The 14571-nt window shown below is 40.2% G+C and carries 10 protein-coding genes; 5 read left to right on the plus strand and 5 right to left on the minus strand.

What is annotated here, in order from left to right:
• Nucleotides 1-354 precede the first annotated feature (354 nt).
• Nucleotides 355-2976: an alanine--tRNA ligase gene (alaS, locus tag AC1EU0_RS07530; RefSeq protein ID WP_480301675.1), complete on the minus strand. Its 2622-nt coding sequence runs from the start codon at nucleotides 2974-2976 to the stop codon at nucleotides 355-357.
• A gap of 238 nt (nucleotides 2977-3214) precedes the next feature.
• Between alaS and AC1EU0_RS07535 the strand changes: the two genes are divergently transcribed.
• Complete coding sequence (locus AC1EU0_RS07535) at nucleotides 3215-5023, plus strand: hypothetical protein (protein ID WP_480301676.1); 1809 nt, start codon at nucleotides 3215-3217, stop codon at nucleotides 5021-5023.
• On the opposite strand, the gene AC1EU0_RS07540 is transcribed toward AC1EU0_RS07535, so the two are convergent.
• Both AC1EU0_RS07540 and recA read right to left on the minus strand, forming a co-directional pair.
• Nucleotides 5020-5469 (minus strand): regulatory protein RecX, encoded by a 450-nt coding sequence (locus AC1EU0_RS07540; protein WP_480301678.1) that lies wholly within the window; start codon nucleotides 5467-5469, stop codon nucleotides 5020-5022. The genes AC1EU0_RS07535 and AC1EU0_RS07540 overlap by 4 nt on opposite strands.
• 4 nt (nucleotides 5470-5473) lie before the next feature.
• Complete coding sequence (gene recA, locus AC1EU0_RS07545) at nucleotides 5474-6532, minus strand: recombinase RecA (protein ID WP_480301680.1); 1059 nt, start codon at nucleotides 6530-6532, stop codon at nucleotides 5474-5476.
• A 181-nt stretch (nucleotides 6533-6713) separates the two neighbouring features.
• Here recA and mutS point away from each other — a divergent pair, with 181 nt between their 5' ends.
• From mutS to AC1EU0_RS07565, 4 genes are all read left to right on the plus strand, one after another.
• The gene (mutS, locus tag AC1EU0_RS07550) at nucleotides 6714-9290 is read left to right on the plus strand and encodes a DNA mismatch repair protein MutS (protein ID WP_480301681.1); all 2577 of its coding nucleotides are present in this window, start codon (nucleotides 6714-6716) and stop codon (nucleotides 9288-9290) included.
• A 463-nt stretch (nucleotides 9291-9753) separates the two neighbouring features.
• Complete coding sequence (locus AC1EU0_RS07555) at nucleotides 9754-10425, plus strand: hypothetical protein (RefSeq protein WP_480301683.1); 672 nt, start codon at nucleotides 9754-9756, stop codon at nucleotides 10423-10425.
• Nucleotides 10426-10990: 565 nt separating this feature from the next.
• A complete protein-coding gene (locus AC1EU0_RS07560; RefSeq protein ID WP_480301685.1) occupies nucleotides 10991-11368 on the plus strand; it encodes a hypothetical protein in 378 nt (125 codons plus the stop codon).
• Between the two features lie 116 nt (nucleotides 11369-11484).
• Nucleotides 11485-12189: a hypothetical protein gene (locus tag AC1EU0_RS07565; RefSeq protein WP_480301686.1), complete on the plus strand. Its 705-nt coding sequence runs from the start codon at nucleotides 11485-11487 to the stop codon at nucleotides 12187-12189.
• A 168-nt stretch (nucleotides 12190-12357) separates the two neighbouring features.
• Here the strand turns inward: AC1EU0_RS07565 and rpoS are convergent, their stop codons facing one another.
• Together rpoS and AC1EU0_RS07575 are read right to left on the minus strand one after the other, a co-directional pair.
• The gene (gene rpoS / locus AC1EU0_RS07570; protein WP_480302043.1) at nucleotides 12358-13275 is read right to left on the minus strand and encodes an RNA polymerase sigma factor RpoS; all 918 of its coding nucleotides are present in this window, start codon (nucleotides 13273-13275) and stop codon (nucleotides 12358-12360) included.
• Between the two features lie 346 nt (nucleotides 13276-13621).
• Nucleotides 13622-14491, minus strand: coding sequence for a peptidoglycan DD-metalloendopeptidase family protein (locus AC1EU0_RS07575; protein WP_480302044.1), 870 nt, complete (start codon nucleotides 14489-14491; stop codon nucleotides 13622-13624).
• Nucleotides 14492-14571 lie beyond the last annotated feature (80 nt).

Here is a 14571-nt window from a genome sequence, read left to right on the forward strand (position 1 = left end):
GCTTTACTCGAATGACTTTTACCGTACAAACAACTGATTAACTATCGAAATATGTTTATAAAATGTCGTCCTAAACCTAACACGAATATCTTGCATCCCCAAGATATCAGCTCAAGCATTATGATTTTCAGCAACTTTCTGTTCAGGTTCAGCATATAAGACTGTTTATGAACAAATTGTTCGCTGAGCTTTCATTAACCATTGAAGTCCTTGTTCTAACCCCTAATCCCTCACTTGGTTCTGTAAGATATAAGACCTGACTTCTAACAGCTTTCTTCTTAATTTTATATCTTCAAAAATAATGCGCCTTTAAAAGCGCATTATTTATTGTTTATATGAACCATTAACAAATAGTTAAATCAAACGTTCCGTTAACCAAGGTAGAACCTTCGTTAGCGCGTTCTCTAGGTTTTCTGGTTGACTACCACCAGCCTGTGCCATGTCAGGGCGACCACCGCCTTTACCACCCACAAAGCCAGCAACCATACCTACAAGCTCGCCCGCTTTAACTTTAGCGGTTAGGTCTTTGCTCACACCCGCAATAAGGTTAACCTTAGCGTCACCAGCAATACCTAATACAACGATACCTGTACCTAGTTTGGTTTTTAGTTGATCTTGAAGATCACGAAGCGATTTAGCATCGACACCTTCAAGCTTTTTCACTAATACTTTAATACCGTTCACTTCGACGGCTTCATTGACTAAATCAGCACTTGCAGCAGAAGCCAGCTTACCTTTAAGTTGAGCCACTTCTTTTTCCAGTAACTTAGCCTTATCAAGCTGAGCTTGAAGCTTAGCAACTAATGCATTTGGCTCAGCCTTCAATAAAGAAGCTGCTGAAGATAAAGCCTGCTGTTGAGTATTAACCAATTCAATCGCAGCAGCTCCTGTAACCGCCTCAATGCGACGAACACCCGCCGCAATACCTGACTCTTGAGTAACTTTAAATAAGCCGATATCACCAGTACGACCAACGTGTGTGCCACCACAAAGTTCGATAGAAAAATCGCCCATGGTTACTACACGTACTTCTGCATCGTATTTCTCACCAAATAGAGCCATTGCGCCTTTTTCTTTGGCAGAGTCAATGTCCATCACTTCAGCTTTAAGCTCGTGGTTACGACGAATTTGCTGGTTAACCAAATTTTCTACTTCAACCAACTCTTCAGCTTTTACAGCTTCAAAATGAGAGAAGTCAAAACGCAATTTGTCAGGATCAACAAGCGAACCTTTCTGAGTTACATGAGTACCCAGAACTTGACGAAGTGCAGCATGCAATAAGTGAGTCACACTGTGATTAAGCTGAGTGCGATGACGACGTTGCTTGTCTACTTGCGCAGCGACTTGAGTTCCTACTTTTACCGTTCCAGAAACCAGCTTTCCGATATGACCAAATGCTTGACCATACTTTTGAGTATCTTTAACTTCAAACTCAAAACCTTCACCACTTAACACACCACTATCACCGACTTGACCACCTGACTCCGCATAAAATGGCGTTTGCTCGAGCACAATAATGGCATCATCACCAGCTGATAATTCTGAAACTTCTTCACCTTCTTTAAGCAGCTTGCTCACACTACTGTTATCAGCAAGTGACTCATAACCTGTAAAATCTGTAGTTTCTTCAATAGAAATCGTTGAAGAATAATCGACACTAAACTGCCCTGCGGCTTGAGCACGCGCTTTTTGTTTCGCCATTTCAGCTTCAAAGCCCGCTTCGTCAACGTCTATTTCACGTTCACGACAGACATCAGCCGTTAAATCTACAGGGAAGCCGTAAGTGTCATAAAGCTTAAATAGCGTTTCACCGTCTAAGATTTTACCGTCTAGCGCGTTAAGCGCAGCATCCAAAATGTTAAGACCACGCTCAAGCGTACGAGCAAATTGCTCTTCTTCCGCTTTTAACGCTTTCTCTACAATCACTTGAACTTCTTTAAGGCCATTTGCTGCATCGCCCATCACGTCAATCAAAGTTGGAACCAGCTTGTAGAAGAACGTATCTGTTGCACCAAGCTTGTTACCATGTCGAACTGCACGACGAATGATTCGACGTAAAACATAACCACGACCTTCGTTTGAAGGCATCACACCATCAGCAATCAAGAAAGCACATGAACGAATGTGATCAGCGATAACACGTAGTGATTTATTTTCTAAGTCTTTAGCGCCTGTTAATTCAGCCGCTTTAGCAATCAACTTTTGGAAAATATCGATATCGTAGTTTGAGTGACCACCTTGCAAAATCGCTGCAATACGCTCAATTCCCATACCAGTATCTACAGATGGCTTAGGCAGTGGCTCCATCGTTCCGTCTGGTTGACGGTTGTATTGCATGAATACTAGGTTCCAGATCTCAATGAAACGATCGCCGTCTTCTTCTGGAGTACCTGGACGGCCACCCCAAATATGCTCACCGTGATCATAAAAAATCTCAGTGCACGGACCACATGGACCTGTGTCACCCATTTGCCAGAAGTTATCTGAAGCAAATTTAGCGCCTTTATCACCGATACGGATAATATTGTCTTCTGGCACGCCAACTTTGTCACGCCAGATAGCAAAAGCTTCATCATCCGTCTCATATACAGTGACGCAAAGCTTTTCTTTCGGAAGCTTTAATTCTTCAGTTAAAAACGTCCAAGCAAAGTTGATAGCATCTTCTTTAAAATAATCACCAAAGCTGAAGTTACCCAACATTTCAAAAAAGGTATGGTGGCGAGCGGTATAACCTACGTTATCTAAGTCGTTATGCTTACCACCAGCACGCACACATCGTTGTGATGTTGTAGCTCGGGTATAAGAACGCTTTTCTTGACCTAAGAAGAGCTCTTTAAATTGATTCATACCAGCATTAGTGAACAATAACGTTGGATCGTTATGAGGAACTAGTGAACTACTATCGACAATTTGGTGACCATTGCGACCAAAAAACTCTAAAAACGCGGTTCTAAGCGCGGCAGTGGTTTGATACATGAACTCGTCCTGAAAATAGAATAGGTTAATTACCAAGCAAGATTTGTCTTGATATTACTCGCATATAAAATGCGGGGATTATATACCTATGGGGAACTAAACACCTACTACAAAATATTTAAAACGTCAGAATTTTAACAATTGCTTTCAGTTACGCTTAAAATAAATAAAAATTCACTCATGAAAACAAGCTTCTATCAGTATATTGTTGCAATAAACACCTTAATTTAGAAGATAAATGATAACAGAAGTCTCTTCTGACTCGGTGGTGCAGAACAATTCTTCATCCACAATTTCAGCACCACTCTCCCCTCAAAGAAGCTCAACTCCTGACTGGCAAATACAAAGCCGTTTAAGTGAGCTTTTTAAAGATACTGAAGCATTACTGCAAGATCCTAAGTACATCACTGCATTGCATAATTTAGAGCGTTGGTTTGATGATGTTGTTATTGAAAAGCAAGATAGTTATGAAGCCACATTCCAGCAGTATCTAGCAAATTCTGATTCCTCAGATGGAGCATTCGATACTTGTAGCTTTCCCTTAGACCGACTTCTAACCTTTGAAGCCAAGACTCAAAACGCAAAAGTCATTTCCGAGCTATTTTTCCAATATTCCTCGAACTCACAGTCAGCAGGTCATTGGGACAGAAGCTGGGCTACCTATATTGAATCTGAACGCGCCATTATCATCGCTCTCGACATTATCCTATTGCTAACTATTTATAAGCCAGCCACAGTTTACGCAAAATTGATGTCATCAAAAACACTCTATCCTTCTTTAGTATTGAGCCGAGAAAAAGCGCTGGATAAAAATGAAAGTGTAATAAAGCTGAATATGACGACAATGCTTCCCTATTGTGTATTATTTTGGCTACATCAAAATTCCAAGAACACTTCAATATCCTCATCAACAGACCTCACCCCTGAAGATAAAGACTTTATTAACGTCTATGTCATAAAAAGGTGCCTATTAACTTGCTCACCACGAGGGCACGAATGGCAAGATATGGATATAAAGAGGATAAGAAATGGGGAAGAGTTTGAATATTACCCTCCGTCAGCACTACCAAATGCCCTCAAGGGTCCTCAAAAATCATCCCTCTTAGAACAATGGAAAGCTAAAGTTCAAGACGCTGTCCGCTCTCTCGAGCTGCCTGAAGAACTGTGCACTTTTAGTTTAGATGAAGAGAAGCTTGCCTTGGATTACCAAATAGGTTCTTGGCATGCGAAATTATTTTTTGACGGCTGGTTGAATTTCACTCTACCTGAAGTGAACGTATCACCTTACCGAATTGGAGAAACGGTTAAAATAGGCGATATTGAAATGTCGATGTCTGATATGTTTTCTACGTTTATTACTGATATTGCCCGACAACTTAAGCTCAGAGCAAGTTCCGGTCACAAACATATCGATTTAAGTCAAGCCACTGGTTATAACCCTGAATTTTTTTTTCGATTATTAGTTGATGTTGAAAACAAAGCTTGGTTGACACAGTGTTTTGCTACAGCTGAATACACCCACAAAACCAAAAAGTATTTAGTACAGGAACCAACCTCAAATCTTGAAGAATTTCATAGCTTGTTATCGACCTTCAATGGGCTGTTAAAAGAGGGCTTTAAAGGAAGACGTGACGGTGATTTTTTAGATAATAACGTCGTTTTAGAAATCATTGACTTGATTTGGGGAATGGCACGAAATGATGATAAATATAGACCGCTTAAAATTCCTGTTAAGTTAGGGAAAAAATATCAGCAACAAAGCGCTGCAGCTGAAAAAGGGCTTGTCGTTTCACACCCTAACTCTACAATTGAATTTCGTATTTTTAATTGTGCAAGAAGCGGCCAAGAAGCAATCAAAATATCTAAACTTATTTCAGCATGGATAAGCAAAATAGCTCAAGAGCAAAAGCAGGCTACCCCAGTTCACTACCACCCAATCAACCCCAAGGTTCCTATTGAGCATGACAAACTCAAACTAATGTTTGATGAGTTCATTAAAAGCTTAGGATTAGAGCCTGAAGAATATCGAGAGTTACTTTGGATTTAATCTTCAACTGGAGCTAAAGCATAATTCGCTTGCTCATAATCAAACCCTTGACCAAGTAAAAAGCGAATACGCTTAGCTTTATCGTTATAATCCACAACAGGCTTATTCGCATATTTTTTTCGTGCTTTTTCTTTGGCAAGTTCAAACCAGTCACAGTCCGATTTTTCTATAGCCTGAGAGATAATTTCAGAAGATAAGCCCTTTAATGACATCGCTTGGCGAATACGAATCACACCATGACCTTTATAGATATGACTTCTAAGTAGGGATTCTGCATATCGTGAATCATTGAGGTAACCACTGGCCTCACATTCATCAAGTGCAATCTCGATGTCAGCAAGTGCGTAGTCTTTTTTGACGAGTTTATCGTGGATGAGTTTGCGGGAATAATCACGGCCAGCTAATAAGCTGACCGCGTAAGATTTTGCAGTTGGGGTGTTAGACACGGGTTTAGAATACTTCGCCAGTTTCTAAATCAACGTTTTCTTCACCTTCAGCAGCTTTAGTTGCTTCTGCTTTACCAAGAAGAAGTGAGCGAAGTTGCTGTTCAATCTCTTGAGCGACGGCTGGATTTTCAATCATATACTTGCCAGCATTCGCACGACCTTGTCCAATCTTGTCGCCTTTATAACTATACCAAGCACCGGCTTTTTCGATGATCTTATTTTGAACACCTAAGTCAACTAATTCGCCATTGCTGTTAATGCCTTGACCGTAAAGGATTTGGAACTCAGCTTGCTTAAATGGTGCGGCAATCTTGTTTTTAACCACTTTAACGCGGGTTTCATTACCTACTACTTGGTCGCCTTCTTTAATCGCACCTGTACGACGAATATCTAAACGAACAGAAGCGTAGAATTTAAGTGCGTTACCACCAGTTGTGGTTTCTGGGTTACCAAACATCACACCAATCTTCATACGGATTTGGTTAATAAAGATAAGTAGCGTGTTTGATTGTTTTAGATTACCAGCAAGCTTACGCATCGCTTGGCTCATCATACGAGCCGCTAGACCCATGTGTGAATCACCAATTTCACCTTCGATTTCAGCTTTTGGAGTAAGAGCCGCTACCGAGTCAACAATGATGACGTCTACTGCACCAGAGCGAGTTAATGCATCACAAATTTCTAGTGCTTGCTCACCAGTATCAGGTTGAGAACAAAGTAGGTTATCAATATCCACGCCGAGGTTCTTAGCGTATACAGGATCAAGTGCGTGCTCAGCATCGATAAAGGCACAAGTTTTACCTTGTTTTTGAGCGGCTGCAATCACTTCAAGTGTTAGAGTTGTTTTACCAGAAGATTCAGGACCGTAGATTTCAACAATACGTCCCATTGGTAAACCACCTGCACCCAGTGCAGCATCCAATGACAGCGAACCAGTTGAAATGGTTTCTACATCCATTGAGCGGTCTTCGCCCAAACGCATGATAGAACCTTTACCAAATTGCTTTTCAATTTGTCCCAATACTGCGCCCAGTGCTTTTTCTTTATTTGCATCTGCTGCCATTGCTGTTCCCTCTCGTGGATACTTAAAACTAAAGTCGATTTAATGTCAGTTAGTATACTGTACAATCATACAGTATCAAGTGTTATTGATAAAAATTTTATCAACTCATTCTGAAACCCTATCCAAAGATTGTTAAGATACCAAGAATGATAAAAAATTCGATATGGATCTTTAACGCCGAATGAATGCCGAATTAGCAAACTTAGACAGCCACACACCAATGATGCGTCAGTATCTTACGATGAAAGCTCAACATGCAGATATGTTGCTGTTTTATCGTATGGGTGATTTTTACGAACTCTTTTATGATGACGCCAAACGAGCTGCCGAATTACTGGGTATCTCGCTTACCGCCCGTGGTAAAAGTGGTGGGAACCCAATTCCAATGGCAGGTATCCCCTATCATTCTGTTGAAGGCTATTTAGCAAAACTGGTTCAATTAGGCGAATCCGCAGCAATCTGCGAACAAGTCGGCGATCCTGCAACTTCAAAAGGTCCTGTTGAGCGTAAAGTAGTTCGTCTCATCACTCCGGGCACATTAACTGACGAAGCGTTACTGCAAGAACATAAAGATAATTTATTAGCCGCGGTTTATGGTCGACAAAACCTATTCGGTTACGCGACATTAGATGTAGCTTCAGGGCGCTTTGTAGTAAGTGAACTCACTTCATTAGAAGCGTTAGAAGCAGAACTACAACGTACTAATCCTGCTGAATTACTGTATAGCGAAGACTTCTCAGAACTGACGTTAATCGGCTCAATTAAAGGTAGCCGTCGTCGCCCAGAATGGGAATTTGACTACGATACAGGCATGAAAATGCTGCTTGAGCAATTTGGCACTAAAGATCTGCGTGGTTTTGGCATTGGTGATGCTCGACTATCATTGCAAGCCGCGGGTTGTTTGATGCAATATGTGAAAGATACTCAACGTACTGCACTGCCCCACATCAACGCCATTACTCGCTTTAATCAAAACGATACAATCGTACTGGATGCTGCTACTCGTAAAAACTTAGAATTGACCCAAAACCTTTCAGGTGGTTTTGATAATACTTTAGCATCAGTATTGGATAGCACGGCAACCCCAATGGGCAGTCGTATGCTCCAACGCTGGATCCACCAGCCATTAACCAATCATGGTCACATTCAAGCTCGTCACCAAGCGGTATCTGAACTTATCGATGCTAATTTATATGATGAGCTACACGATTTTTTGAAAGGGTTAGGCGATGTAGAACGTATCATCGCAAGATTGGCACTTCGCACCGCAAGACCAAGAGATTTTGCACGACTGCGTCAAGCTCTTGAGGTTCTACCGGAAGTCCAAAGCTTAATGTCAGATGCAGAGTCATCGCATCTACAGCAATTAACTCGACTATTAGGTGAGTTCCCTGCTGAGTTAGCATTATTACAAAATGCCATTGTCGATAACCCTCCTATGCTGATCCGTGACGGTGGCGTGATCAAAGAAGGCTACAACGCAGAACTCGATGAATGGCGTCACTTAAGTGATGGCGCAACCAGTTACTTGGAACAAATGGAACTGCGTGAGCGCGAGCAAACCGGTATTCCAACCCTAAAAGTTGGCTATAACCGCGTGCATGGTTACTACATTGAAGTGAGTAAAGCGCAGTCCACAAATGTTCCGCTGTCTTATCAGCGCCGCCAAACGCTTAAGAATACTGAAAGATACATTACTCCAGAGCTAAAAGAGCACGAAGAAAAAGTGTTATCTAGCCAAGGGAAAGCGCTAGCGCTTGAAAAACAGTTATGGGAACAATTATTTGATTTATTGATGCCCCAACTGGCACCACTGCAACAGTTTGCTAAATCGGCTGCCGAATTGGATGTATTAAGCTGCTTTGCAGAGCGCGCTGAAATGCAAAACTACGCTTGCCCTGAGCTAACAAGTATTACAGGCATTCATATTGATGCAGGACGTCACCCAGTCGTTGAGCATGTTAGTGATGTGCCTTTTATTGCCAACCCTGTAGAACTGAACAACCAACGCCGTATGTTGATGGTCACAGGTCCCAACATGGGCGGTAAATCGACTTATATGCGCCAAACAGCATTAATTACGTTAATGGCTCATATTGGCTGTTTTGTACCAGCTGATAAAGCGGTAATTGGACCGATCGATCGCATCTTTACTCGTATTGGAGCTTCTGACGATCTCGCTTCGGGTCGCTCAACCTTTATGGTAGAAATGACAGAAACCGCGAATATTCTTCACAATGCAAGCCAAAATTCTTTAGTATTGATGGATGAAATCGGCCGAGGTACCTCAACCTATGATGGTCTTTCCCTCGCTTGGGCGGCCGCAGAATATCTTGCAACAAAACTACAAGCGTTAACGCTTTTTGCTACCCATTACTTTGAACTCACTCAATTACCTGAAACCCTGACTTCTGTTGCGAATGTTCACTTAGATGCTGTCGAACATGGCGACACCATCGCCTTTATGCATGCCGTACAAGAAGGCGCTGCAAGTAAGAGTTATGGATTACAAGTTGCTGCACTAGCTGGTGTACCGAATAATGTGATTAAAGCAGCAAAGCAGAAGTTACATTTGCTAGAAAGTCGCGATCACGATGTAACGTCTCCGACTCAACAGGATTTGAACTTGAGTTTTAATGCTGATGTTTCGCCTGAATTGGAAGAAGTAGAAACGTTACTTGGTCAGGTTTCACCAGATGATTTGACGCCTAAAGAGGCATTGGAGTTTGTTTATCGATTGAAAAAGGTTATGTCGTAAGCGGTGCTTACCTTTAACTTTATTCAATTTAAGATTGTTAGTAGGAGAGTTTCTTCAAAACTCTAGAAAGTCGTGGTACTGCGTACCACACCGCCCAAAGGGAAGTTCTACAGCAAACCTCCCTTTGGAATCCCTCATGCCGCCCCACGAAGCTAAACGTTTCAGCGATAATTGAATAAATGGCTAACGCCTCTGATGGTACATCCATGTACCCCAGAGTCTACCTCGACATCCATGTCGAGGTTACGCCATTTCTATATCCAATTATCACTTCAACAGCTTCAAGGGGACTAAGGGTATCTCTTCGATTTGATATTTTTTATATGTGAAAAGACGAACTCATTTGGGACAAAAGTGAGTTGAGAAATTATCAAACATTAATATGTATGGATATTCGATGTGATGGGTTGCTCTTGTTCCTATAGTAGATTTATTCTGTAACTATAGGAAGTTATAGGAACTCATGGAAACATTGATGAATTACCAACAGTTATTTTTAAAGCCTAACTTAGAGCCGTTTGATACCAACACTCAAAAAATCAGAAAGAACTTAATGCTTGCTTCATTAGTGGGTATTTTCTTATCTTTTGGATCAGCGAAACTTGTCACAGTTAACAATTTCGCAGGCATCAAATTTGATAATTTGAATATAGATCATATTTATTACTTCATTCTTGCTATTATCGTTTATCACACTATCCAATTTGTCTGGTTAACTAAAAATCACTTTGAAGAAAATAAGTTTAGGTTATCGGGTCTTCGGGCAGTAATTAATAACACAAAATATAACTCTGATAATGACATCTTTGTATCGAATACTGATGATATAAGGCAATCATCTCTATTTTCATGGTGGTGCAGTCAAAAAGAGCCAATAAATGACCTTGTTATCGCTGTAAAAAATTACGATATAAACTCAAGTCACTTATCTGGATTACAAAGTATTAAAGATAGTGTGGAAAAGATTGAATCAAAGGTAGGCTATATCAATCATTCTCTTCGTAGAGTCGAAGATGGATTTTGGAAACATCAACGAAGCCAGCTTATAAGATGGTTCTTGTTTGATGTGGGCATTCCATTGGTTATCGGTTTTATTTCTATGATTTTCCTACTCTATAAGATATTTTTTGAGTAATTACTATCCATACGGTAATTTTTTTCTTAATAAGTTTTATACATAATCACAAGACTTTACTTCCGCTCTGCCTGATTCGAGTCGGGCAATAAGATTAATTCTCGATTACTCCGTAGAGCAGAATAATGCGTTAAGCACCTAAACACATTAAAGTATAAAGCGTCATAAAGACTTAGTCTTAAAGGTTTTTCCACTAAGAAAACAAACTAACAATACATCACACCGAAAAGAACACTTTATGGCATAAATAAATTCATATACGCCAAATACCCCAGCAGGCTACGATTGTTCCCCATCGAAGCTGTTTTAGGTTTTATTGAATATAAAATGTCGTGAGTCTGACATGGATGTCAGGCTAGACTCTGAGGTACATGGATGTACCATCAGAGGCGTTAGTCATTTATTCAATAAAACCTGAAACGCTCAGCTTCGTCTGGGCGGCACGGGGAGTTGTTAGAGGGGATTTGCTGAAGAATCCCTTCTAAAACGGGTGTGGGTGGTAAACCCACGACTTTCTAGAGTTTCAAAAAAACTCTACTCCACAACCAAAAAATGGAAAATAAAAATGAAAGGATACAACAAGGTACTTTGGATTGATGGACTATCAGCAGTAATAGCAGGAACACTCGTTCTCACCTTGCATCAATTTTTAGTCACAATTTACGGTCTACCAAAAACCATCATCTTACTAATAGCCACTGTAAATCTTATTTACGCTGTATACGCACTCTTACTCGCCAAAAGAAAAAACCGTTCTTTACTGGCTGTATCCACACTGGCAATCGGTAATTTATTATGGGCTATTTGCTGTACTTTCATCGCTAAAATGCACTTATATGAAATGAGCTTTATCGGTTTTTTCTTTATTGTCGCAGAAGCATTGTACGTTTCTGTATTAGGGTTAATTGAATGGAGGTGGCGACACAAGATTTCAAAGGCATAGAAATAACTCTCTCATTCAATCAATAAACAGCTTTGGTTGGTATTATTAAGCAATGGTTTTCAGTGCATATTTTCTTAAAATATTCCTTTGCAACGATAAAACAGAGGTAATGAGTTATGGTATCACAATTAAGCCCAGAACTAGCGCAATGCCTACCACCATCATTAGAGGAAATCAACAAAGAAGTTGCTGAACAGCTTTTTGATAATAAATCAGCCAATGAATTCACTATCAAAGGTAGCGGTAAAAAATATATTCTGTCTAACTGGGTTTTCGGTGGACGCCCTTGTTACATGAATGAAAGCGCGCTAAATAGCTCCAAAAGTAGAGCTTGGGCTGTTTTTAAACTCCTCACCCAAAAAGGTGAAGCGAGGCTTGTTGAGTCAGCAGTCATGAACCAAGGGATAAGGCCTGTCGGAAGCCGTGTTTATTTAATTAAAACTCCGCAAAACAGATCTGACCAAACCTCCTTAACTTCACATGAATATGAAACTAACTACTCTCAATTGGATGATGAATTAAAGGCTGTTTTAAAAAATTGTTCTGAAGCAAAACCATTATCTGAAGAACAATATGGCAAACTCAGTTTGCCTTTTAGATGCCCATTTACTAACAAACTAGCCACAAGAGAAGATCTTGTATCTTTCACAATTAATGGCTCAACAACAACATCTACAAAATTAGGATTTCGTAGATATATTTTACTTGGAGAAAACCACCAGCTATTGCAATTTGATCTTCAAGACTTAAAAACTGTTACTTTTAATGAGCCAATGAGTAATGCTGAAGTATCTACTCCCCAGAGTCGTAAGGAGGACTAGAGGCAGTATATGACCTCTAGAACAATTGCCTTTTTCGAAGCCACAAGGGAGCTGCCGTATTTTCGACATAAAAATGTTATTTTCGTTTTTTCACTTTTAATAAACCCTCCCCTTTCCTATAAATACTAAAAAACCCTCAAACGAGGGCCTTTGATAGCAATTAAAGAGTTAATAATTGGGCTGTTGAAATAATGCCTCTACTGATAACCCTTGAGCTGAAAGCAAATCTCTCAATCGTTTTAATGCTTCAACTTGAATTTGTCTAACACGCTCACGAGTTAGTCCGATTTCTGCACCAACATCTTCTAGGGTTGAAGGTTCATAACCCAGCAAACCAAAGCGTCTTGCTAATACTTCACGTTGCTTACTATTAAGTTCGTTCAACCACTTAACAACTGAGTTAGAAATATCTTTAGATTGAACTTTATGATCAGGGCCAACCATATCTTCTGCTGGGATGACATCTAAGAGTGCTTTGTCATTTTCACCACCTATTGGTGTATCAACAGAAGTGATCCTTTCATTGAGTTTAAGTAATTTACTCACGTCCGCACTTGGTACACCAAGCTTTTCTGCTATTTCTTCAGCTGTAGGTTCATGATCCAGTTTTTGGGCTAACTCTCTGGCTGTACGTAAGTATACGTTAAGCTCTTTTACAACATGAATAGGTAAACGTATGGTGCGGGTTTGGTTCATGATGGCACGTTCAATGGTTTGACGTATCCACCAAGTGGCATATGTTGAGAAACGGAAACCACGCTCAGGATCGAACTTTTCTACCGCTCTTATCAGGCCAAGATTGCCCTCCTCAATAAGATCAAGCAAAGCTAGACCACGGTTGTTATAACGACGGGCTATTTTAACAACCAAGCGCAAGTTACTTTCAATCATACGATTACGAGATTTTTCGCAACCATTCAGCGCCTTACGTGAAAAAAAGACTTCTTCTTCTGCAGATAAGAGTGGTGAAAAACCAATTTCCCCTAAATACAGTTGAGTTGCATCTAGGTTTCTTGGGGTATCTTCCTGCCCCAATATTTGTTCAGTTTTCTGCTCACGTTGAGCAAGACTCACATTAGAATTCATTTCTTCAGTGACGCCTGCTAACTCTTCTACAACCGCGGTACTATTGTTGCTTCCCATAGTGGCTCCCCCCCAAATCGGAACTAAGGTAGTGCTATTCAGTACAACAGGAGAATATTCAGGTAGTTAAAATGGTTTGTATTGGGGAATGTGTGACAAGGTGATACGGCTTCCTTGATAAGCACTACATACTGCATCCCTAATGTAGCCAACGGCTTTCCTTTACCTTTTGCAGCTTTGTATTCACAAAATAATGTGATTTCAGCTTTCTCCAAATCTCTTATTCATCATCAAAATCATAATGAAAAACGATTACTTGCTCTCCAACGCCAAACTGGCTCCTAAGCAATTACTTAGGTAGATAATGCAATGGATTGACTGATTTACCGTGGTATCTGATTTCGAAGTGCAACATTACGCGGTTTGTACCAGTACTTCCCATTGTCGCAACAGTTTGTCCAGCTTTAACCTGTTGCTTTTCTTTTACTAAGATTTTATCGGCATGTGCATAAGCACTTAAGTAGTTATTATTGTGATTAATAATAACTAAGTTACCGTAACCTCTAAGCGCATTTCCCGCGTAAACGACTTTGCCATCTGCCGCAGCTTTTATTGGGTCTCCGCGGCGACCAGAAAACTTAATTCCCTTGTTTCCTTGGGCTTTACTAGAAAAGCGAGCGATTATTTTACCTTTGTATGGCCAAACCCAACGCTCTACTTTTTTCTGAGAAGCTCCACTTTTTTTAGCGGATGCAATGTTATTTTTTTGATCTTGTACTGTTACAGAGTATGCAGCTTGATTATTTTTAGCAAGTATTTTTTTTGAACTATTTTCTCTAGTGTTTTTACTCGGTAAGTTTTTAACGTTCTTAGTCGCCTTACTCACTGATTTTTTGGTATTTTTAACTTTTTTCTTGTAATTTTTTTTCGGAATTGAAGATTTATTTAACTTTATTATTTGACCTGGGTAGATAGTGTAGGGTTTAGGGAGTTTATTCCAAATTGCTAACTGTTTGAAATCTCGGTTTGCACCGAATGCTATCGAATATAAAGTATCACCACGCTTTACTTTATAACGAGAGCCTTTAATACTCCCTTTTTCATAGCCGGTATTGTATGAGGTTAAACTGGAAACTGGCGCAGGTCGCTCAGAACGATAGCTACAACCTACGCTTAAAAGCGCAATAGCAATCAACAATACAATTCTTATGAACGCAATCACTGCATTTCACCTTGTATTTTATATTGCTGCTGCCACATGCTTCTAGTATCCATTCTGCTTGCTCAGTTCCTAAGTTC

Source organism: Parashewanella sp. 2210YD4-3, assembly GCF_056591735.1.